At 36.7% G+C, this 21,995-nt stretch carries 22 protein-coding genes; 17 read left to right on the top strand and 5 right to left on the bottom strand.

What is annotated here, in order from left to right; all coding sequences use genetic code 11:
- Positions 1-136 precede the first annotated feature (136 nt).
- From typA to QFZ28_RS21375, 3 genes are all read left to right on the top strand, one after another.
- Positions 137-1,972 carry a translational GTPase TypA gene (gene typA / locus QFZ28_RS21385; RefSeq protein WP_307196522.1) on the top strand — a complete coding sequence of 612 codons (1,836 nt, stop codon included), beginning with the start codon at positions 137-139 and terminating at the stop codon, positions 1,970-1,972.
- A 93-nt stretch (positions 1,973-2,065) separates the two neighbouring features.
- Positions 2,066-2,317, top strand: a complete 252-nt coding sequence (locus QFZ28_RS21380) for a YlaH-like family protein (RefSeq protein WP_373428154.1) — start codon at positions 2,066-2,068, stop codon at positions 2,315-2,317.
- Positions 2,318-2,331: 14 nt separating this feature from the next.
- Positions 2,332-2,625: a hypothetical protein gene (locus QFZ28_RS21375; RefSeq protein WP_307196519.1), complete on the top strand. Its 294-nt coding sequence runs from the start codon at positions 2,332-2,334 to the stop codon at positions 2,623-2,625.
- 33 nt (positions 2,626-2,658) lie between these two features.
- On the opposite strand, the gene QFZ28_RS21370 is transcribed toward QFZ28_RS21375, so the two are convergent.
- Complete coding sequence (locus QFZ28_RS21370; RefSeq protein WP_307196518.1) at positions 2,659-2,859, bottom strand: YlaI family protein; 201 nt, start codon at positions 2,857-2,859, stop codon at positions 2,659-2,661.
- 169 nt (positions 2,860-3,028) lie between these two features.
- On the opposite strand from QFZ28_RS21370, the gene QFZ28_RS21365 reads away from it, so the two are divergent.
- Positions 3,029-3,484 (top strand): pyridoxamine 5'-phosphate oxidase family protein, encoded by a 456-nt coding sequence (locus QFZ28_RS21365; protein ID WP_307196517.1) that lies wholly within the window; start codon positions 3,029-3,031, stop codon positions 3,482-3,484.
- Between the two features lie 19 nt (positions 3,485-3,503).
- Here QFZ28_RS21365 and QFZ28_RS21360 read toward each other — a convergent pair whose 3' ends face one another.
- A complete protein-coding gene (locus QFZ28_RS21360) occupies positions 3,504-4,091 on the bottom strand; it encodes a YhcN/YlaJ family sporulation lipoprotein (RefSeq protein ID WP_307196516.1) in 588 nt (195 codons plus the stop codon).
- A gap of 198 nt (positions 4,092-4,289) precedes the next feature.
- On the opposite strand from QFZ28_RS21360, the gene QFZ28_RS21355 reads away from it, so the two are divergent.
- Positions 4,290-5,618: a PhoH family protein gene (locus QFZ28_RS21355; protein WP_307196515.1), complete on the top strand. Its 1,329-nt coding sequence runs from the start codon at positions 4,290-4,292 to the stop codon at positions 5,616-5,618.
- 64 nt (positions 5,619-5,682) lie between these two features.
- Here the strand turns inward: QFZ28_RS21355 and QFZ28_RS21350 are convergent, their stop codons facing one another.
- Positions 5,683-6,180 carry a peptidyl-prolyl cis-trans isomerase gene (locus QFZ28_RS21350; protein WP_307196514.1) on the bottom strand — a complete coding sequence of 166 codons (498 nt, stop codon included), beginning with the start codon at positions 6,178-6,180 and terminating at the stop codon, positions 5,683-5,685.
- Between the two features lie 173 nt (positions 6,181-6,353).
- Here QFZ28_RS21350 and QFZ28_RS21345 point away from each other — a divergent pair, with 173 nt between their 5' ends.
- The 3 genes from QFZ28_RS21345 (at position 6,354) to pyc (ending at position 11,517) form a co-directional block, all read left to right on the top strand.
- Entirely contained in the window at positions 6,354-6,635 is a 282-nt protein-coding gene (locus QFZ28_RS21345; RefSeq protein ID WP_307196513.1) for a YlaN family protein, read from the top strand.
- A 182-nt stretch (positions 6,636-6,817) separates the two neighbouring features.
- Positions 6,818-8,017: an FtsW/RodA/SpoVE family cell cycle protein gene (locus QFZ28_RS21340; RefSeq protein WP_307196512.1), complete on the top strand. Its 1,200-nt coding sequence runs from the start codon at positions 6,818-6,820 to the stop codon at positions 8,015-8,017.
- 59 nt (positions 8,018-8,076) lie between these two features.
- Positions 8,077-11,517 carry a pyruvate carboxylase gene (gene pyc, locus QFZ28_RS21335; protein WP_307196511.1) on the top strand — a complete coding sequence of 1,147 codons (3,441 nt, stop codon included), beginning with the start codon at positions 8,077-8,079 and terminating at the stop codon, positions 11,515-11,517.
- 42 nt (positions 11,518-11,559) lie between these two features.
- Here pyc and QFZ28_RS21330 read toward each other — a convergent pair whose 3' ends face one another.
- Positions 11,560-12,465: a COX15/CtaA family protein gene (locus QFZ28_RS21330; RefSeq protein ID WP_307196510.1), complete on the bottom strand. Its 906-nt coding sequence runs from the start codon at positions 12,463-12,465 to the stop codon at positions 11,560-11,562.
- A gap of 587 nt (positions 12,466-13,052) precedes the next feature.
- Here QFZ28_RS21330 and cyoE point away from each other — a divergent pair.
- The 8 genes from cyoE to QFZ28_RS21290 all read left to right on the top strand — a co-directional run bounded on the left by cyoE (position 13,053) and on the right by QFZ28_RS21290 (position 20,957).
- A complete protein-coding gene (cyoE, locus tag QFZ28_RS21325; RefSeq protein ID WP_307196509.1) occupies positions 13,053-13,991 on the top strand; it encodes a heme o synthase in 939 nt (312 codons plus the stop codon).
- Positions 13,992-14,174: 183 nt separating this feature from the next.
- Positions 14,175-15,233: a cytochrome c oxidase subunit II gene (gene coxB, locus QFZ28_RS21320; protein ID WP_307196508.1), complete on the top strand. Its 1,059-nt coding sequence runs from the start codon at positions 14,175-14,177 to the stop codon at positions 15,231-15,233.
- A 32-nt stretch (positions 15,234-15,265) separates the two neighbouring features.
- Positions 15,266-17,140, top strand: coding sequence for a cytochrome c oxidase subunit I (gene ctaD / locus QFZ28_RS21315; protein ID WP_307196507.1), 1,875 nt, complete (start codon positions 15,266-15,268; stop codon positions 17,138-17,140).
- Complete coding sequence (locus tag QFZ28_RS21310) at positions 17,140-17,769, top strand: cytochrome c oxidase subunit 3 (protein WP_307196506.1); 630 nt, start codon at positions 17,140-17,142, stop codon at positions 17,767-17,769. The genes ctaD and QFZ28_RS21310 overlap by 1 nt, the downstream gene beginning before the upstream one ends.
- Before the next feature lie 4 nt (positions 17,770-17,773).
- Complete coding sequence (ctaF, locus tag QFZ28_RS21305) at positions 17,774-18,109, top strand: cytochrome c oxidase subunit IVB (RefSeq protein WP_307196505.1); 336 nt, start codon at positions 17,774-17,776, stop codon at positions 18,107-18,109.
- A gap of 126 nt (positions 18,110-18,235) precedes the next feature.
- Positions 18,236-19,141: a cytochrome c oxidase assembly factor CtaG gene (gene ctaG, locus QFZ28_RS21300; protein ID WP_307196504.1), complete on the top strand. Its 906-nt coding sequence runs from the start codon at positions 18,236-18,238 to the stop codon at positions 19,139-19,141.
- 94 nt (positions 19,142-19,235) lie between these two features.
- Positions 19,236-19,700: a DUF420 domain-containing protein gene (locus tag QFZ28_RS21295; RefSeq protein WP_307196503.1), complete on the top strand. Its 465-nt coding sequence runs from the start codon at positions 19,236-19,238 to the stop codon at positions 19,698-19,700.
- Between the two features lie 78 nt (positions 19,701-19,778).
- Positions 19,779-20,957 carry a GNAT family N-acetyltransferase gene (locus tag QFZ28_RS21290; RefSeq protein ID WP_307196502.1) on the top strand — a complete coding sequence of 393 codons (1,179 nt, stop codon included), beginning with the start codon at positions 19,779-19,781 and terminating at the stop codon, positions 20,955-20,957.
- Between the two features lie 38 nt (positions 20,958-20,995).
- On the opposite strand, the gene QFZ28_RS21285 is transcribed toward QFZ28_RS21290, so the two are convergent.
- Positions 20,996-21,355 carry a YugN family protein gene (locus QFZ28_RS21285; RefSeq protein WP_307196501.1) on the bottom strand — a complete coding sequence of 120 codons (360 nt, stop codon included), beginning with the start codon at positions 21,353-21,355 and terminating at the stop codon, positions 20,996-20,998.
- A gap of 188 nt (positions 21,356-21,543) precedes the next feature.
- On the opposite strand from QFZ28_RS21285, the gene QFZ28_RS21280 reads away from it, so the two are divergent.
- Entirely contained in the window at positions 21,544-21,978 is a 435-nt protein-coding gene (locus QFZ28_RS21280) for a CBS domain-containing protein (protein ID WP_307196500.1), read from the top strand.
- The last annotated feature ends 17 nt before the right edge of the window (positions 21,979-21,995 follow it).

Raw genomic sequence — 21,995 nt, 5'->3', positions numbered from 1 at the left:
TGTGATAATTTACATAGCTTAATTCTACATAAAATGCAGTTAGCTTTCCACCATAAATGTGGTATAATACATTAGTTGTATATGGGAAACTATAAATAGCTCAAAATTTTTTGAAATAGAGGCAGGAGTGAATTACTTGAAAATAAGAGAAGATATTCGCAATATAGCGATCATCGCGCACGTTGACCACGGGAAAACGACGTTAGTTGACCAATTATTAAAGCAATCTGGAACATTTCGTACCAACGAGCATGTTGAAGAACGTGCCATGGATTCAAATGATCTGGAAAGAGAACGTGGAATAACGATTCTCGCTAAAAACACAGCGATTCAATATAAAGATACACGAATCAATATCCTGGATACACCGGGACATGCTGACTTTGGCGGAGAAGTTGAACGAATCATGAAAATGGTTGATGGTGTTTTACTCGTTGTTGATGCATATGAAGGAACAATGCCTCAAACACGATTTGTTTTAAAAAAAGCATTAGAGCAAAATTTAACTCCAATCGTTGTCGTTAATAAAATTGACCGTGATTTTGCACGCCCATTAGAAGTAATTGATGAAGTTATTGATTTATTTATCGAGCTGGATGCCAATGAAGATCAGCTTGAATTCCCGGTCATTTTTGCTTCTGCAATAAATGGTACTGCTAGCACTGATCCTGAAAAACAGGATGAAAACATGCAATGTTTATATGATTCCATTGTTGAACACATCCCAGCCCCAATTGACAATCGTGATGAGCCCCTGCAATTCCAAGTTGCCCTGCTGGACTATAATGATTATGTTGGAAGAATTGGAATTGGGCGCGTTTTCCGCGGTACCATGAAAGTTGGGCAACAGGTTGCATTGATGAAAATAGATGGTTCAGTTAAACAATTCCGTGTAACGAAAATCTTTGGTTTCTTTGGTTTAAAACGACAGGAAATTCAAGAAGCTGTAGCAGGAGACTTAATTGCTGTTTCTGGTATGGAAGATATCAATGTAGGTGAAACGGTTTGTCCAGTGGAGCACCAGGAAGCACTGCCAATTCTAAGAATTGATGAACCAACATTGCAAATGACGTTTGTCGTAAATAACAGCCCATTTGCAGGTAGAGAAGGTAAGTATCTAACTTCTAGAAAAATTGAAGAAAGACTTCTCGCTCAATTGCAAACTGATGTAAGCTTACGAGTTGAAAATACAGATTCTCCAGATGCATGGATCGTATCAGGACGTGGTGAGCTACATTTATCTATCTTAATCGAAAACATGCGCCGTGAAGGTTATGAGCTCCAAGTTTCTAAACCGGAAGTTATTGTGAAAGAAATTGATGGTGTTCGTTGTGAACCGATTGAAAGAGTTCAAATTGATGTACCTGAAGAGCATACAGGTTCTGTAATGGAATCTATTGGTGCCCGCAAAGGCGAAATGATTGATATGATTAATAATGGTTCGGGTCAAGTTCGCCTAATCTTTAATGTTCCAGCACGCGGCTTAATTGGGTATACTACAGAGTTCTTAACTATGACACGCGGTTATGGAATTATCAATCATACGTTTGACAGCTATCAGCCGATGGTACAAGGGCAAGTTGGAGGAAGACGCCAAGGTGTACTTGTATCTATGGAGTCAGGAAAAGCTTCGACATATGGTATCATGCAAGTGGAGGACCGTGGTACAATCTTTGTTGAACCAGGAACTGAAATTTATGAAGGCATGATTGTTGGTGAACACACGCGTGAAAATGATATTACCGTTAACATCACAAAAGTGAAGCAAGCAACAAATATTCGTTCTGCGAATAAGGATCAAACGTCTGTTATTAAGAAGCCGAGAATCATGACTCTTGAAGAATCATTAGAATACCTAAACGAAGATGAATACTGTGAAGTTACACCGGAATCAATTCGTTTACGTAAGAAAATTCTTGATAAGAATGAACGCGAAAGAATGGCTAAAAAGAAAAAATACGCAGAAATTTAAGCTAATATCTCTTCGGGGGAGGTAATACGCGTGAATATAGCAGACCGGCTTTCGTTTTTTCCAGCCCTCTATAACGTAACTGAATATCCAAAAATGGGAATGTGGCTACTTTATTTCACAATTGTTGCTCTGTCCATCTTGGTATATAAACTTGGGTTTGCTCAAAAGCTTCCACTAGGAAAATCAATAATGATTTATATCTTTTTAGCTGCAGGGTGTACGATTCTTACTGTACTAGGAATTTTTTTACCAATAACAGAGGGTCTTGTTGTTGCGGCTTTAATCTTAATCATTTACAAAATTCGCTTGCACCAGTCGAAGAAACAGCAAGTTGAGGCTAAGTAACGGGGGATATATTCATGAGATCGGTACAGGATGCACTCTATAATTGGCTATCGATTAAGGTTGTTTGTGACGCTCGTCCTGAAGATACTGCAGCAAGAGAAACGTTAGACCTTTTTGATGAGATTATTAAGGATGAACAACATCTAACAAACATTGAAGTGACAACGGATGAAGTCATGTATTATGTTTCCTTTATCCATGAGGGTGAAACGAAGAAGACTCGATTTCCTCGTGACCTGATCGAAGTAATGCTTAATCAAATCAATCAAGAACCAGATAAATATTGTAATTTTCCAGTTGAAGAGTAAAAAAATTCATGCCGGTTTCGGCATGAATTTTTTTTACCAATCGTCTTTCTCAGACTGTGCTCGGTATAATCTAAAGTTACCAGTATCAATTCTTGCTTTTGTTTTTTCTGAGATTCTACTGCTGCAGTCATGACACATATATGTATGGATTGGACGATTTCGAAGACGTTTTGCTATAAAGGATTCATCTTCTATCGATTCAATTTTGTCGCAGATTACGCATTTAACTCTCATAATGCACCTCAAGTCCTCTAGTCTTGCTTTGTTTTACTATAGTATATCATGCAACTATGTTGACTAGTAAATCAATCTGATTAAGTTGCTGAAAAAAACAGATAATAGTACTATGAGAATGTCTGTTTTTTTAACATAGAGTAAGGATATAAATGAAGGGGTTGTAAAAATGCCAAATCAAGTGGAACCAAGACTCATTAAGCCTTTGTATGATGAGTTGCAAAAAGAAAGGTTTGTAACATTAGCAACAGTGGACTATGAATCAGGTGGTCCAAATGTTAGTGCGATATCTTGGATTTTAGCAAAAGATGAAGAAACCATCTATTTTGCTGTAGATTATAAATCAAGAATTATTCAAAATATCACACACAATAATAAGGTGGTTATCAATTTAATTGCGAATGAATCTACATATTCCATACAAGGTGAAGCTTCGTTGAAAGAAGAGCGCCTGCAGGACGTTCCTTTAAAGCTAGCGTTAATTGAAATTAGTATTCACGAAGTTAGAGACGTCATGTTCTATGGTTCGAAGATCGTCACAGAGCCACAGTATGACAAAACATATGATAAAAATGCAGCCTCTCGATTAGATAAGCAGGTTATGGAAGCAATGAAAAAAGCTTAGTCTCGCGACTAAGCTTTTTTCATTTATGGTGTTTTGATTCTTCTTGCTGTTTGTCCTCTAAACTTTTCTTTTCATTCTCCTGCAGATTTTTCTTAGGTTCCTCAGGAGCATTTTTAGGATTAGGATCTATCATATCTCCAGGGATTTCAGGCATTAACCGGCCCGCAATGTCGGCAAGTTCTTCCATTATACCCTGGATGGGTCTTCCTTTTTCAATATCTGCTGCAATTTCTTTAAGGCGTTGATTGGTATCTGCATCAGCAACAACGATGGCACGTGCACCATGAGGGTCTTCTTTTAAACTTTCGGCTACTGAATATTTTATTGCCCCGACTTGTGAGCGCTCAATCTTCGAATTTACATCAATACCAACAATTGCATATCTGCCAATGACTACAGCAGTTGCATCATGGACATTAGGAATACTAGTAGCAAGTTCAACTAATCGTTTGGAAATTTCCTGACCTGTTTGCCTATCTACATTTTCTATATTGCTGTTCTTGACATTAACTAATGATTGCTTCTCATTATTTTGAGCATTGTTGGTGTTATTGTTACAAGCAGCTAAGATTAATAATAAACAAGCAAACATCAAAACCTTTTTCATTTAAAAAATCCACCTCCACATAGAGTTGTATAAATGATTCAACGAAAACTCGAGTTTTGTTATACTGAACTTACATTTATTGTGCGGAAATCCTTCTATCTTTATTCGAACAAACATATATTTTACCAAAGTCCTATCTAGCAATCGGTTTGTTTGAACCATGAACAAGCCACAACTAGAAAAAGTGGAGGCGTCGCTTTGAGTAAAATATACGTGTTAGATACAAACGTCTTATTACAAGACCCGTATTCCATATTCTCATTCGAAGATAATGAAGTAGTCATTCCTGCAGTTGTCCTTGAAGAAGTGGACTCAAAGAAAAGGTACATGGATGAAATTGGCAGGAATGCCCGCCATGTATCAAGATTAATTGATGAATTGCGAGCAGCGGGGAAACTTCATGAAAAAATCCCACTTGAAAACGGTGGAACCATTAGAATCGAACTTAATCACCGTGCATTTCATGAATTACAGGAAATTTTTGTTGAGAAAACAAATGACAATCGAATTCTTGCAGTAGCAAAAAATTTAGCAACAGAAGAACAACAGAAGGAAGATGGGAAACCGGTGATCCTTGTAAGTAAGGATGCATTAGTCAGAGTAAAGGCTGACGCAATCGGTTTAACGGCAGAGGATTTTTTAAGCGACAGAGTGGTCGAAATCGACCATATTTACACTGGTTTTTTAGAGGTTTATTTATCTGGAGAATTAATGGGGACTTTTTATGAAAAAGGGGAGTTACCTTTATCAGAAATAGGTAAATATTCGTTTTATCCGAATCAATTCTTAATCATGAAAGATGCTCTGGGTGGATCTGCTTCAGCGTTAGGGATGATCGATAAAACAAAGCAAAAGGTAAAGAAACTGGCAATTAATCAGGAACATGTATGGGGAATACATCCAAGGAATGTACAGCAAACGATGGCAATTGAGTTATTACTCCGTAAAGATATACCGTTAGTAACATTAATAGGTAAAGCAGGTACTGGTAAAACACTTTTAGCTCTAGCATCAGGATTGATGCAGACTGAAGATTTTAGGGAGTTTAAAAAGCTATTAGTTGCTAGACCTATTGTACCGGTCGGTAAGGATTTAGGGTATTTACCTGGAGAAAAACAGGAAAAACTTAGACCTTGGATGCAGCCGATTTTTGATAATCTTGAATATCTATTTAATACCAAGAAACCTGGAGAATTGGATGCCATCCTTGCTGGAATGGGATCGATAGAAGTGGAAGCTTTAACCTATATCAGGGGAAGAAGTCTGCCAAAACAATTTATTATCATTGATGAAGCCCAAAACTTAACTAAACATGAGGTGAAAACCATATTAACACGTGTAGGTGAGGGAAGTAAAATTGTCTTAATGGGCGACCCAGAACAAATCGACCACCCATATCTTGATGCCTACAATAATGGCTTAACTTATGTTGTCGAACGTTTTAAAGACCAAGTTATTTCCGGACATGTTAAATTACTAAAAGGAGAGCGATCTGGATTAGCAAGGCTGGCTGCAGACTTGCTGTAAACAGCATGAGGAATAATATCGATACAATGTACAAACGGGTACCGCATTGGCACCCGTTGTTTACTTATTTTATAGTAAACTCCTTGACATATTTAATCGGGTTTTGCTGGTTAGAACCATCTCCGAAATAAACGTGGACAGGTCCATCTTCTGAAAGTGGTTTCCCAGCCTTCGAAAAACCTAATACTAAGTTCTTTGCCTTATCAAGAGAAATTTCGTGTTGTGATGTTGCTGTTTTTATTACTAAAGCTGCTGCACTTTCATCTGGCTCAGCATTTTTTAAAAAAGGTTCAAATGGGATTCCGAAGCTTCCCGTTAATACCTTTTCTTTCTCGTATTTCTTCTCTGTGTTTAAGGTTGGCGGATAGACAGCGCCTTCCATAATTTCACGGTCCCAATGTTTAGATACTGATTTAGTATATTCCTCTAGGTCGTTAGAGGGATTTGAAGTGGTTAAGAAGTAAGTAGTCAAATCAACCCTTCGATCATCAAAAATCCAAACACTGGGATCGAGAGTAATCGTATATTTAACCTTGCCGGACAGTACAATTATGTTTTCCATCTTTCATTCCTCCCGTTCATTTCTAGTAAAGTATACCGTGAAATAGAGTGAATGTCATATAAGTAATATGGTACAGCAAAAGACTTCCACAGTTATTGTTCTTGCATTTTTCTGTGTTAAAAGGTAAAATTTATAGATAAGTTGGGTTATCGCTCTGAATGGGGGGATCAATGTTGGCGTCTGAAATGATAGTGAATCATCATGAAAAAGCCTATGCCTTGTTACAGGCAGACGCTGAAAAAATATTAAAGCTTATTAAAGTGCAAATGGAAAATCTCACGATGCCTCAATGCCCACTTTATGAAGAGGTATTGGATACGCAAATGTTTGGTTTATCTAGAGAGATAGAATTTGCGGTTAGATTAGGCTTAATTGAGGTCAAGGATGGCAAAGCGATACTAGATAAATTAGAAAGAGAATTATCTGCGCTTCATGAAGCATCCATTAGAAAATAGCTAAAAAAACTCAAACAACTCAAACAATAATGATGTGTTGTTTGAGTTTTTTATTAACCGTTTCCGTTTTCAGAATATTCCTATACGAAATTTTGAAGTAATGTAACTTTTCCTCAACCCAATTGTTTCATTTTCTATTATAATAGCAATAACGACAATTTTAAAAACGAGGAAGTTATAAGATGTTTAAAAAAATATTGAAATCCTATGATTATTCATTAATCATCGCGATTATTCTTTTGTCTTTATTTGGATTAGTGATGGTTTATAGTGCCAGTATGGCATCAGCCGTTCAACGATATGGGGTAGAAAGTGATTATTTTTATCAAAAACAAAAGCTCTATTTAATTACCTCTGGATTGATTTTTATATTTATTGCATTATTTCCCTATAAAATTATGAAAAGTACAAAGTTCTTATTACCAATGGTGGGGTTATCCATCTTAAGTCTTTTAGGTCTATTTGTATTTGGACAAGTTAGAGGAAATGCTCAAAGTTGGTATGACTTTGGCTTTATTAGTATTCAGCCGGCAGAGTTTGTAAAAATCTCTCTTATTATTTATTTGTCGGCTGTTTACGCGAAAAAACAGGCATACATTAATAAGTTCAATCACGGTGTATTGCCGCCATTAGCCTATCTAGTAATCGTGCTTGGTTTGATTGCCTTTCAACCAGACTTTGGAACAGCACTTATTATAGGACTAATTGCAGGTACTATAATTATCTCATCAGGAATGAATATCAAAACGATCACCAAATTAGTTTTGCTTGGAATGATTCTCTTATCTCCTGTTATTTTAGTATTGCAGGACGAAATTTTTTCGGAAAAACGTTTGGAGCGTTTTCAAGTTTTGAGTAATCCATTCGAAGATGAACTTGATTCTGGGTTCCATCTAGCAAACTCGTATATTGCGATTGGCTCAGGCGGTGTAAATGGATTAGGATTAGGGAAGAGTGTCCAAAAGTTAGGGTATTTACCAGAATCTCATACAGATTTTATTATGGCAGTCATTGCAGAAGAATTAGGAGTCTGGGGTGTCAGCTTCGTAATCATAACTCTAGGATATATTGTATTACGGGGAATTTACCTGGGCTTGAAGTGTAAGGATCCATTTGGCAGTTTATTGGCTATTGGGATATCGAGTATGATTGGAATACAGTCTTTTATAAATCTAGCAGGGGTTTCAGGAGTTATGCCGCTAACAGGTGTCCCATTACCATTTGTGAGCTATGGTGGATCTTCACTTTTACAATTAGCAATAGCAGCTGGTATTCTTGTTAATGTATCTATGTTTGTTAAATATGAAAATAAATACAAACAAAAGCACCAAGAAAAAACTAGTAACCACCAAGAAGGAAATGTATATCAATTTCGAACATAGCGCGGGGAAACAAATCCCTGCGCTTTTATATAAAAAATAGAAAGAATGAGGTGCTTAGATTGACTAGACAAATCAACAAAGTGTTAGTCGCAAACAGAGGAGAAATTGCCATTCGTGTTTTTCGGGCATGTACCGAATTAAATATCCAAACGGTTGCAATTTACTCCAGGGAAGATACAGGTGCATACCATCGCTATAAAGCAGATGAGGCATATCTAGTTGGTGAAGGAAAGAAACCGATTGATGCCTACTTAGACATTGATGGAATCATTGAAATTGCAAAATTTAGCGGTGCAAATGCCATCCATCCAGGCTATGGTTTTTTATCTGAGAACATTCATTTTGCAAGACGTTGTGAAGAAGAGGGAATTATTTTTATCGGACCAACCTCCACCCACCTTGATATGTTTGGTGATAAGGTCAAAGCAAGAAAGCAAGCCGAAATGGCGGGTATACCCGTAATTCCTGGCAGTGATGGACCAGTTAAAAACATTGAAGAAGTTCAGGATTTTACGTTTCATCATGGTTTTCCAATCATAATAAAAGCAGCCCTAGGCGGCGGCGGACGTGGAATGCGTATTGTTAGAAATCAAGAAGAAATGCAAGAAGCATTTGACCGAGCTAAATCAGAGGCAAAAGCAGCTTTTGGCAGTGACGAAGTATACTTGGAAAAATTAATTGAAAAACCAAAACATATTGAAGTTCAAATATTTGGGGATAAAAATGGGAACATCGTTCATTTATATGATCGGGATTGTTCTGTACAGCGGCGTCATCAAAAGGTTGTGGAAGTAGCACCTAGTGTATCAATATCAGATTCATTACGTGAGAAAATATGCGCTTCTGCAGTAAAGCTGATGAAGAATGTAGCTTATTTAAATGCAGGGACAGTTGAATTTTTGGTTTCGGGTGAAGACTTTTATTTCATAGAAGTAAATCCAAGGATTCAAGTTGAACACACTGTAACTGAAATGGTAACAGGAATTGATATTGTACATACACAAATCTTAGTTGCTGAAGGCCAAGATCTACACAGCCCAATTGTCGGTATTCCTCCACAGGAAGAGATTCGTATTAACGGTTTTGCTATTCAGTCGCGTGTTACAACAGAAGACCCGCTAAATAACTTTATGCCTGATACCGGAAAAATTATGGCTTATCGTTCCGGAGGGGGATTCGGTGTACGTCTAGATGCTGGAAATGGTTTTCAAGGTGCTGTCATCACACCTTATTATGATTCTTTGCTTGTGAAGCTTTCTACATGGGCATTAACCTTTGAACAAGCTGCATCAAAAATGGTTAGAAACCTGCGTGAGTTTAGAATTCGCGGAATCAAAACCAACATTCCGTTTCTAGAGAATGTAGTTAGACATGAGAAGTTTAGAAGAGGGGAATATGATACATCATTTATCGATTCAACTCCGGAATTATTCGTATTTCCAGTTAGTAAAGACCGTGGAACCAAAATGCTATCGTATATTGGAAATGTGACGGTAAATGGATTCCCTGGAATTGAGAAAAAGAAAAGACCTGTTTTTTCTAACCCGAGAATTCCTAAATTAAAATATGATTTTCCTTACCAGGAAGGAACGAAACAAATACTGGACCAAAATGGTGCTGAAGGTCTTGTTCAATGGTTAAAGAATCAAAAAAAGGTACTGCTAACGGATACTACCTTCAGAGATGCCCATCAGTCGTTACTAGCAACCAGGGTTAGAACAACTGATATCTTGCATATTGCTGAACCGACAGCAAAGTTGTTACCAAACCTGTTTTCTCTTGAAATGTGGGGGGGAGCAACCTTTGATGTAGCCTATCGCTTTTTAAAAGAAGATCCATGGGAAAGATTACAGGTTCTTCGTGAAAAAATTCCGAATGTTCTATTTCAAATGTTAATCCGTGGTTCTAATGCAGTAGGATATAAAAATTATCCTGACAATCTGATCCGTGAATTTGTAAGAAAGTCTGCAGAGGAAGGTATTGATGTATTCCGAGTTTTTGATAGTTTAAACTGGGTGCCTGGAATGGAAATTGCGATTGAAGCGGTTCGAGACAGCGGAAAGATTGCAGAAGCAGCGATTTGTTATACTGGTGATATTCTCGACGAAACAAGAGTGAAATATAATTTGAACTATTATAAAACACTTGCCAAAGAGCTTGAGAACCAAGGAGCACATATATTAGGGATAAAAGATATGGCTGGTTTGCTAAAACCGGAAGCTGCCTATCGCCTAATCTCTGAATTAAAAGAAACGATAGATATTCCAATTCATCTTCATACCCATGATACAAGCGGGAATGGTATTTACACATATGCACGTGCTATTGACGGCGGAGTAGATATTGTGGATACGGCATTAAGTACGATGGCAGGGCTGACTTCTCAGCCAAGCTCAAATTCACTTTATTATGCATTAGAGGGTAAGGATAGGAAACCAAATGTAAATATTGAAGCCCTGGAACAGCTTTCTTATTATTGGGAGGATGTCCGAAAATATTATCACGATTTTGAAAGTGGAATGGTTGCACCGCATTCTGAGGTGTATCAGCATGAAATGCCAGGTGGACAATACAGTAATCTCCAGCAGCAAGCCAAGGGTGTCGGACTTGGAGAGCACTGGGATGAGGTTAAACAAATGTACACTAGAGTTAATCACATGTTTGGGGATATCGTAAAGGTTACGCCATCTTCTAAGGTTGTCGGGGATATGGCACTCTTTATGGTACAAAATAATTTATCAGAAGCTGATGTCCTTACTAAAGGAGAATCAATTGACTTCCCAGATTCCGTAGTTGAATTATTCCAGGGATATCTCGGACAGCCGCATCAAGGATTCCCGGAAAGACTTCAGAACGTCGTATTAAAGGGGAAAAAGCCATTGGAGGTCCGTCCAGGTGAATTACTTCCAGATATTAATTTTACGGACTTAAAGGAAGAGTTAGAGAAGGATTTAGGACGAAACATATCGGATATTGATTTGATTTCCTATGCACTTTATCCAAAGGTGTATAAAGAGTATTTAAATACCGTTGAGCAATTCGGAAATTTATCCTTTCTAGACACCCCTACTTTCCTTTATGGTCTAAGGCTAGGGGAGGAAATTGAGGTAGAGATTGAAACAGGAAAAACACTTATTGTTAAACTTGTCTCAATTGGTCAGCCGCAGGCAGACGGTACGCGTGTGGTGTATTTTGAACTTAATGGTCAGCCGCGTGAGGTTAATATTAAAGATGAAAGTATTAAAGCTTCGGTATTAACTCGAGTAAAAGCAGATCCTAAAAATGAAACACATATTTCGGCTACAATGCCTGGTACTGTTGTAAAAGTATTAGTGGAAAAAGGGGAGAGAGTAGAACGAGGGGACCATCTCCTAATCACTGAGGCAATGAAAATGGAAACAACCGTTCAAGCTCCTTTTTCAGGAGTGATAAAAGAAATTTACGTAAAAAATGAAGAAGCCATTCAAACGGGAGATTTATTGCTCGAATTGGATAAGTAATCATAAAAAAAGTTGCCAAGTATAATAACTGGCAACTTTTTTTTATTGTTTTTTTCGTGATCTTGATAGTAAAAAAAGAAAATAGCTTAGGACACCAAATAAGCAGGTAATAAATAAAGCATGCATTAAAGCAATGAAAAGATTTAACTGCGTGAAAATGACAAGAGCTCCGGATAATACCTGGAGGGTTACTAAAGTAAACGCACTAATCCAACCCCAATAGAGAACTTTTTGCTGACGATACCTTTTTACTGCTATATAAGTAACATATCCAATCCAAATAAAGATAAGACCAGCCGCTGCACGATGTCCCATCTGCACCCATTCAAATAGGTTAGTTGGGAGTGCGGGGCTGTCATTGATACATAATGGCCAATCACGGCAAACCAAACTTGATTTGGTATGACGAACTAGGGCACCTGTATAAATGACAAAATAGCTATAAATGGAAATAGAGATAATATGAAAACTCATTCTTTTATCAATTATGAGCTTATCTGCATCAAATTTTTTATCAATTTCAAAGATTAATAAAGTGAGCAAAAATACAGCGGCAAAAGAAATTAGTGATATACCAAAGTGCAATGCGAGGATAAAGTCAGACTGTTCCCAAATAACAGCTGCTGCTCCAATTAAACCTTGCAATAGTAAAAAGAAAAAGGATAGAAAGGAAAGGAACTTTGTTTCCCTAATATGCCCGATTACTTTCCAAGTCCAAATGGATAATACGAGTACCATTAATCCAAGCGCACCAGATACTAGTCTGTGAGCAAGTTCAATAACTAATTCAGGAGTTATCTCCGTTGGCACAAACTCCCCATTGCATAATGGCCAAGATCTTCCGCAGCCCATACCAGATTCTGTTTTTGTAACAAGTGCGCCCCCTAGTAAAACTAAAATCATTCCAATAGTAGTTGCCACAGCTAACCACTTCAAAGAACGTTGCAAAAAATCACCTTCTTTAAATAAAAGTTTAATCATTTTTATCAATATTTTGTAAATATAATGATTTAGAATATAAATGATAAAAGTACTTATTTATCATAACGAAAACATAGGAAAAAGAACAGAATTAAAACTGAAATTTTTGGATAACTTTTTTTAGAATATATGGTTATAAATAACTTTGAGTTTTAACTATTATTATAGTGAAAACTATTGCTAAATAGAGAGGAGTCTGTTAGTAATAAAAGGTAAGCTAAGTGGAACTTATATATAACAATCTTTATATTTACTTTTGTTGTCTATAACACAAATAAATTATTTAGATTTTACTTAAATTAGAGTGTATTTCATTATCTAAAGATTCTAAAATATAGTATAATGAGTATTGAATACAGACGGACACAATTTAGACAAAAATTATTCAAAAAAAATTCACAAAAATCCACTGAAGTGTGATTTAATATACAGAGAAAGTGTTTCATAAATAACAATATTATAAAATAATAATAGCTTATAAATAACTATTATAATTTGGTAAAGTTATCTATCGAGTTTATAATAATAATTAGAACATTTTAGGAGGGGGAAAGATGCCAAATTCAAAGGCATACGGTGAAGCGACGATCGAAAATGGCTCTACTGGTCTAAATTCACATTTGGTAAAAACCACAATGTGGAAAGATTTTATGGCACTAATAAAGATTGGAATTGTAAATTCAAATCTAATTACTACTTTTACTGGAATTTGGCTTGCACTGCATTTTAACGGGCTAAGTTTCCTAAATAACTTAGATATAGTTTTATTTACCGTTATAGGTTCCTCCCTAATTATTGCGGGTTCATGCAGTATAAATAATTATATTGATCGTGATATTGACCCGTTAATGGAAAGAACAAAATCAAGGCCTACGGTTACTGGGAAAATAGTTCCTTCGAAGGTACTTGGATTGGGTATTATCTTAATTGCTATAGGTGCGATTTTTCTATTGTTTACTACTGTAACTGCAACAGTGATTGGGCTGCTTGGGGTTTTTACTTATGTTGTCCTATACTCCATGTGGTCTAAAAGACAATTGGTTTCAAATACAATCATAGGCAGTATTTCTGGGGCAGTACCTCCATTAATCGGATGGGCTGCAGTAGATGGAAATCTCGATATTATCGCATGGTCATTGTTTATTATTATGTTTATTTGGCAGCCTCCACATTTTTATGCTCTTGCAATGAGAAGGGTAGAGGAATATCGCGCTGCTGGCATCCCAATGCTTCCAGTAGTGAAGGGTTTTAAAACAACAAAGAAACACATCCTAGTATGGGTTGCAGCACTTCTGCCAACACCCTTATTACTTACTTCATTAGGAATCCCATTTCTAATTTTGGCAACTGTATTAAATATCGGTTGGCTTGTATTAGGGATTTATGGATATAAGATCAAAGATGATATTAAGTGGGCAAAATTAATGTTTGTGTACTCATTGCAATATCTAACCATTATTTTTGTTGCAATGGTCATTGTAACATTGGTTTAGCTGGGATGTTCTCTCTTAATTAAGGGGAATATAAGTATTCCTAATGGTTATAAAAATATTGGAGGCATTAATAACCTTTTGCCTCCGTGTTTCTTTTAACGTTTAAGAAGGAATATACTACATACATTTTTGATCACAGATTATTAAAGAAATCATTTAGCGAAAGAGGGGTTTGATTTAGCTATGAAAAGGCTTGCAAAATGGCGTTTAATCTCGATATTTGCGATTCTTTCGCTTATCCTTTCAGGATGTGGCGAACCGTTCCTATCGACATTAAGGCCTGCTGGTGAAGTTGCAGACATTCAATATGATCTGATGAAACTAAGTACATTGATTATGGTAGGGGTTATTGTTGTTGTACTGGTAATCTTCTTTATTGTTATGATTAAGTTCAGACGTAAAGATGAGAAGATACCAAAACAAGTAGAAGGAAGTCACAAACTAGAAATTATTTGGACAGTTATACCTATTTTATTACTATTGCTTTTAGCGGTTCCAACGGTTTCTGCTACATTTAAATTAGCAGATGTATCACCAATGGATAAGAAAGATTCTGATGCACTTGTTATCAATGTACGTTCCAATTTATATTGGTGGGAATTTGAATATCCTGGCCAGGGTATTGTTACAGGTCAAGATTTAGTAGTTCCAACAGATGAAAAGGTATATTTTAATTTAATATCTTCTGATGTAAAACACTCATTCTGGGTTCCAGCGGTAGGCGGTAAACTTGATACGAATACCGAAAATGTCAATAAATTCTGGCTGGAGTTTGACAGCGCTAGGGCAGAAGAGGCAGGGGATTTGTTTTACGGTAAGTGTGCAGAGCTTTGCGGACCTTCACATGCTTTAATGGATTTTAAAGTAAAAACTTTAAGCCGTGATGACTTTGACAACTGGGTTGCTGACATGAAGGAAGTTAAAGAACCTGCAAAAGCTGATACAGCTTTAGCTCAGGAAGGTCAAGAAATCTTTAATCAAAGCTGTATTAGCTGTCATGCTGTAACACCAGGAAATACAACACCTCCTGAAGCACGGTTTGCACCTAACTTAACGAACTTCGGAGAACGCTCTCGTATTGCAGGTGTATTAGACCATAATGAAGAAGAATTAAAAAATTGGCTGCGCACACCTGAAAAATACAAGCCAGGTAACTTGATGACAGATAAATATCCACAATTAAGTGAAGAACAGCTTGATGCTTTAACTGCTTATTTAATGGGATTAAAAGTTCAGGAATAATAGGGGAAATGGTAGAAAGGGAGGTAAAAAGCGTGAGTACCTACGCACAAAAAAAGGGATTCGGTGCGACTTTATGGGACTATCTAACAACTGTTGACCATAAAAAAATCGCGATCCTATATCTTTTTGCTGGTGGATTCTTCTTTGTAGTCGGAGGACTAGAAGCAGTGTTCATCCGCATCCAGCTTGCAGTACCAAACAATGATTTTGTTAGTGCAGGATTATTTAATGAGATTATTACCATGCATGGAACAACAATGATATTCCTTGCAGCGATGCCGCTTATTTTTGCTTTTATGAATGCTGTAATGCCCTTACAAATTGGTGCCCGAGATGTGGCATTTCCATTTGTAAACGCATTAGGATTTTGGTTATTCTTTTTCGGAGGAGTATTCCTAAATCTTTCATGGTTTTTTGACGGTGCGCCTGATGCCGGTTGGACGTCATATGCATCTCTTGCAATGGCCTCAAAGGGTCACGGTATAGATTTCTATGTTTTAGGATTACAGATTTCAGGTATAGGAACACTAATTGGTGGTATCAACTTCCTTGTTACGATCATTAATATGCGTGCACCTGGAATGACTTATATGAGAATGCCATTATTCACTTGGACAACATTTGTCACGTCAGCACTAATTTTATTTGCTTTTCCTCCATTAACAGTCGGTCTTGTCTTAATGATGTTTGACCGTATGTTTGGATCTAATTTCTTTGTTACAACTATGGGTGGTAACACAGTTATTTGGGAACATTTATTCTGGATTTTTGGACACCCAGAAGTATACATTTTGGTACTTCCGGCTTTCGGAATTTTCTCGGAAATATTCCCAATTTTTTCAAGAAAACGTTTATTTGGATATTCTTCAATGGTTTTTGCGACTGTATTAATTGGCTTCTTAGGATTCATGGTTTGGGCACACCATATGTTTACAACAGGTTTAGGACCTATTGCCAATGCGATTTTCGCTGTTGCTACAATGGCAATTGGTGTACCAACTGGTATTAAAATTTTCAACTGGCTTTTAACCGTTTGGGGAGGCAGTGTTAAATTTACAACTCCAATGTATTGGGCCATGGCATTTATTCCTACGTTTCTTGCCGGTGGGGTAACAGGAGTAATGCTTGCAGCAGCAGCAGCGGACTATCAGTACCATGATACTTATTTCGTTGTAGCACACTTTCATTACGTAATTGTTGGCGGTGTTGTCTTTGCAATCTTTGCCGGTACCCACCTTTATTGGCCAAAAATGTTTGGAACGATGCTTAATGAAACACTAGGTAAGATTACTTTCTGGTTGTTTTTCATCGGTTTCCATATGACATTCTTTATTCAACATTTTCTTGGTCTTTGGGGTATGCCGCGTCGTGTATTCACATACCTGCCAGGCCAGGGGTTTGAAGCCTCTAACCTAATTAGTTCGTTAGGTGCAGTCTTTATGTCATTGGGTGTTTTGGTACTTTTATACAATATCATTATGACTTCAGTGAAAAACGAACGTGTAGGTAATGACCCATGGGGAGATGGCAGAACACTTGAGTGGGCAATTCCTTCACCACCACCATTCTATAACTTTAAGCAGCTTCCGCTTGTACGTGGATTAGATGCATATTGGTTAGAAAAGATGGAAGGCAAAAAAGGGATGACTCCTGCTGAGCCGCTTGGAGATATTCACATGCCAAACGCATCATTTTTACCATTTGTGATGGCTTTCGGATTATTCGTAGCCGCATTTGGTGCATTGTTTAACATGGATGATAAAGCATGGTCAATTCCAGTTCTTATTATTGGTTTATTGATTACCTTTGGAGCTATGTTCTTACGTTCTGTGAAGGATGACCATGGTTTCCATATTCATAAAGAAGAATTAATTGAAGATGATAATGATAAGGGGGTTAAGGCATAATGCAAGCAGAAGAAAAATTAACATATGAAACATGGCCTGCTGAGCCTGAAAAATCAACCCTTGAAGCAAAAAATAAATTTTTAGGCTTTTGGTTCTTCTTAGGTGGAGAGACTGTGCTTTTCGCCTCTCTCTTCGCTACCTACCTTGCTTTAAAGGATAAAGTACCTGATACAACGCATACATTAGCGAAAGATTTGTTCGACCTGCCATTGACATTTGTAGCGACCATGCTGTTACTAACAAGTTCTTTAACAAGTGTTTATGCGATGTATCACATGAAAAACTTTAATGCAAAAAAAATGAATCTTTGGTTAATCTTAACCCTTTTATTGGGTCTAGGTTTCCTTGGTTTAGAGGTTTATGAATTCTATCACTATGTACATGAGTATCATCATACCTTTACCAGCAGTGCATTTGGTTCTGCATTTTATACATTAGTTGGTTTCCATGGTGGCCACGTTGCTTTCGGTTTATTGTGGATTACTACATTAATTGTCCGCAATTATAAACGCGGATTAGATCTTTACAATGCACCTAAATTCTATGTTGCCAGCCTTTATTGGCACTTTATTGACGTAGTTTGGGTATTCATCTTTACAGTAGTATATTTAATGGGGATGGTGGGATAAACTGATGGCAAATCCACAATTAAATTCAGGTAACCCAAGAGTTGACATTGAATATCGCCGCAAAAAAAGTGCTGAAGAAATGAGACATCAAGTTGTTTCATTTGCCTTGATGATCTTTTTAACATTAATTGCTTTTGCAGTAGTCGCCATGAAAGGATTTTCGGCTTGGTTTATCGTGCCGTTTATACTTCTCTTGGCTATCGTTCAAGTGATTTTTCAGCTATACTATTTCATGCATATGAGCCATAAAGGCCACGAAGCTCCATCAATGTTTCTCTATTCCGGAGTGCTTGTTGGCGCAGTAACCATATTGGCTTTTACAACAATTATTTGGTGGTAATTCTTTAGAAAATCGGCTTTATGCCGATTTTCTTTTTATAGGGAAATAATTCATTTCTTTGCTTCTTGATTTTGCTTACGTATATAATAGAACTATGATATAACTACTATTTAGAGGTGATATGCGGTGCTTACATTAGATATTTTTGGCTTTAAAGCACTTTGGAGCCCGTACTTCCTATTAGGTTTACTAGCACTTATAGCTGTATATTTTTTAATTACAGTTACGTTTCGCAGCAAATTTGTTGATAGTGAACCACTGACAAAAAAACAGGCTGGGTTATTTTTGCTCTCTATTTCACTTATTTATGCAATTAAGGGCTCCCCGCTGGATTTAATGGCTCATTTAATGTTTTACATCCACATGATTTCAATGGCGCTATTAGTTCTTGTCGTACCACCAATCTTTATATTTGGTATTCCTGTATGGATATGGAGAAAGATTTTCAAGATTAGCTGGGTTCATACATTATTTAAGTTTTTTACAAAACCACTCATTGCGTTAATCATTTTTAATGGCTTATTTTCTTTTTACCATATTCCAATGATTTTTGACCGGGTTATGCAGAGTTTTTGGTTACATGCTGGTTATTCGCTTCTTTTGTTTATCGTCGCGATATTCATGTGGTGGCCGCTAATTAACCCCGTACCAGAACATCAAAGGTTAAGCGGTCTTAAGAAAGTGGGGTACATCTTTGCGGACGGTATTTTAATTACTCCTGCGTGTGCCTTGATAATATTTGCTCCTGGTTCTATCTACGCAACCTATTCTGATCCAGAAGTATGGGCTCAGGTAATGAGTCTTTGTGTTGGTCCGGCAACATTTGCAGGTTTAAATATTAGCGGCCCAGAGTTATTTAGTTCGATGTCATTACTACATGATCAACAGCTTGGCGGTGTCCTTATGAAAATCATTCAGGAAATCGTCTATGGCGCTATCTTAGGACATGTTTTCTTTGAATGGTTCCGTAAAGATCAAGCCGACAGTGAGAAAGAGTTACAGCAGACTTTAGAGCCCACTCTGATTGAATAATCTCCCAAATCCCTGGGAGATTTTCTTTTTATTGAAAAATAGGGCTAACTAAACTAAAATTATTGTAGAATATATAAAAAGTGAGGCTAATGCCATGAATTCCCTACCAATTTTACCAACGATTAGTACTACCTTTATTGTATTAAGTGCCATAACGGTTGCAATCGGCTGGTGGCAAATTAAACAAAGGAAGATAGAAGCACATAAGAAGACTATGTTTACAGCCGCTATATTTGCACTTATCTTCTTTATCATTTATGCTTCAAGGACGATTTTTATTGGAAACACTGCCTTTGGCGGTCCCGATAATCTAAAAATTTACTACACAATCTTTTTAATTTTCCACATCATTTTAGCAACCACTGGTGCTGTTTTTGGTATTGTGACACTCTATACTGGTTATAAGAATAACTTAACGAAACATAGGAAGCTAGGTCCGGTTACAAGTGTTATATGGTTTTTTACAGCCATCACAGGGGTAGCAGTATACTTATTGTTATATGTCTTTTTTAGCGGTGGTGAAACAACTTCAGTTATTAAAGCCATTCTTGGATTCTAAAGTGTCTATAATAGGCACTTTTTTATTTTTATAAAGGGTATTTTCATACTTTAATAGAAATAATTTAGAAGGGGAGTGATGCAAGTGGAAATTAAAGAATTAACTGAAAAAGATTATTTAGAATCAATGAAGCTTTCAATGTATGCGTTTCAATATAAAATACCTGAAGAAAGCATAGCTTCAAGGATAGAAATGTTAAAACGCCATAATATAATAGGAGTTTGGGAGGCTGATAATCTTGCAGCTAAGCTTCATATTATTCCATTCAATATATATATGAATGATCAAGAGTGGAAAATGGGCGGAGTTGCGGGGGTTGCAACTTATCCTGAATTTAGAAGGAACGGATACGTGAAAAAGTTAATCATTGAAGCATTAGAAAGAATGCGTAATGAAGGGCAAATTATTTCCCAATTACATCCCTTTGATATTCACTTTTATCGAAAATTTGGGTGGGAAGTATTTACGGAGAACAAGAAGCTTCTTATTGAGAAAAAGGATCTTAAGTTTCTAGAAGGACAGCCAGGATCTATTAAAAGGTATCAAAAAGATAGTCATCACCCTAATATTGAAACTGTTTATGCTCAGTTTAGTAAAAATTACATGGGTATGCTTGTACGTGATTTAACGTGGTGGAAGAACAGCGTATATGGTGATGGTCAGATTGCTGTTTACTACAATAAAAGTGATGAAGCCAAGGGGTATATCTTGTTTGAAGTAAAAGACCGAAAATTGGACGTTCTAGAGATGGTGGCGTTAAATCAAGAAGCAAGAGTAGGATTGTGGAATTTTATTTGCCAGCACGACTCTATGGTTGATAACGTCAGCATTCTAACTTCCAATCATGAGTTATTGCCTTATATCCTTCCGCAGCCAAAAGTAAAGGCAGAGGTCACACCATACTTTATGGCACGGATTGTCGATGCAGAGCAATGCTTGCAAAAATATCAGTTTAATAATGTTACCAACAAGGTTTTCATTCACCTGGAGGATGAATATGCACCTTGGAACAATGGAAGTTATTTAATTACAAATGGGGAAGTTAAGGTATTTAAGGAGAAGCAAGGCAGTAATTGTGTGCACCCGCCGCAAAGAGGCGTAAGGATGGATATTAATTCATTAACCGCCTTAGTATTCGGTTATAAGCGTCCTGCTGAATTATTTGAATTAGGGTACCTAAAAGGTCCTGAATCAGAAATTGCTGTATTAGAAAAACTATTCCCATATTCCAAGCCATTCTTTTATGACTTTTTCTAAAAAAATGACGCATGAATTGTATTCATGCGTCGTTTTGCTTATAAAGCAAATTTTTCTACTTCGTTTTTTACATCATCAAGAATTTTTTTGCATTGGTTAACAAGTGACGCTGGGAAGTTTTCCCCTTCACCATATTCTACTCCATGAGGATAATAATGTTTTCCTAACAATGGCGTTAATAACTGAATAACTGCCTTATTGGTATCAACATCCCCTTCGACCGCATAGCCGCGAACACGTAAGTAAAATACGCCTTCTTTTAACTCAAACTTACGATCATATGTAACACGTTCATAATCCCACTGACCTTCACGGACTAAACCGTAATCAAGCATTACTTCATCTAAACGGTTTAAATCAGCTTTTAACTTGTCTAAGCCAGTATTATCGAATTTCATTTCGTAGTCCCTCCTAGAAACATGCCTAACCCCTTTGTTATTTACTTAGCAGGATAGCAAATTAATTCAATTTAATAATAGTTGAAAATGTTTAAACTTGCAATGAATACATTACCGAATAAATCATTCGTTTTTGGAAAACATAAGTAAATGTTAAGAATAATTTATCTGCAATTGGGGGCGAAGAATTGGAAAAGATCCGTGATATTATGACAGACCAAGTAGAGTGTTGTACTTTGTTGGATAACGTATTTGAAGTTGCCGTAAAAATGAAAGAATTAAATGTTGGAGCCATTCCTATTGTTGATAAGGATAGACTTGTGGGAATGATTACGGACCGTGATATTGTTGTAAGAGGGGTTGCAGAAAAACATCCAGGTTCAACAAAAGTAGAGGACATTATGAGCGACAAACTTATAACCATATCTGCTGATGCTACTACGAAAGAGGCAGCAAATTTAATGGCAGAACATCAAATTAGACGTCTGCCAGTAGTAGAAGGGGATAAATTAATTGGAATTGTCTCTCTAGGTGATTTTGCAATAAGACAAATGACTGATGATCAAGCAAAAGAGGCTTTAAGTGAAATTTCAGAGCAAAATTATAACGGGGTACAACATTAAGAAATAAAAAACAGATA

It is taken from the genome of Neobacillus niacini (genome assembly GCF_030817695.1).
Lineage (GTDB): Bacteria > Bacillota > Bacilli > Bacillales > Cytobacillaceae > Neobacillus > Neobacillus niacini_F.
The sequence above is the reverse complement of the archived record's forward strand: the minus strand, read 5'-3'. Positions and strand labels throughout refer to the sequence as shown.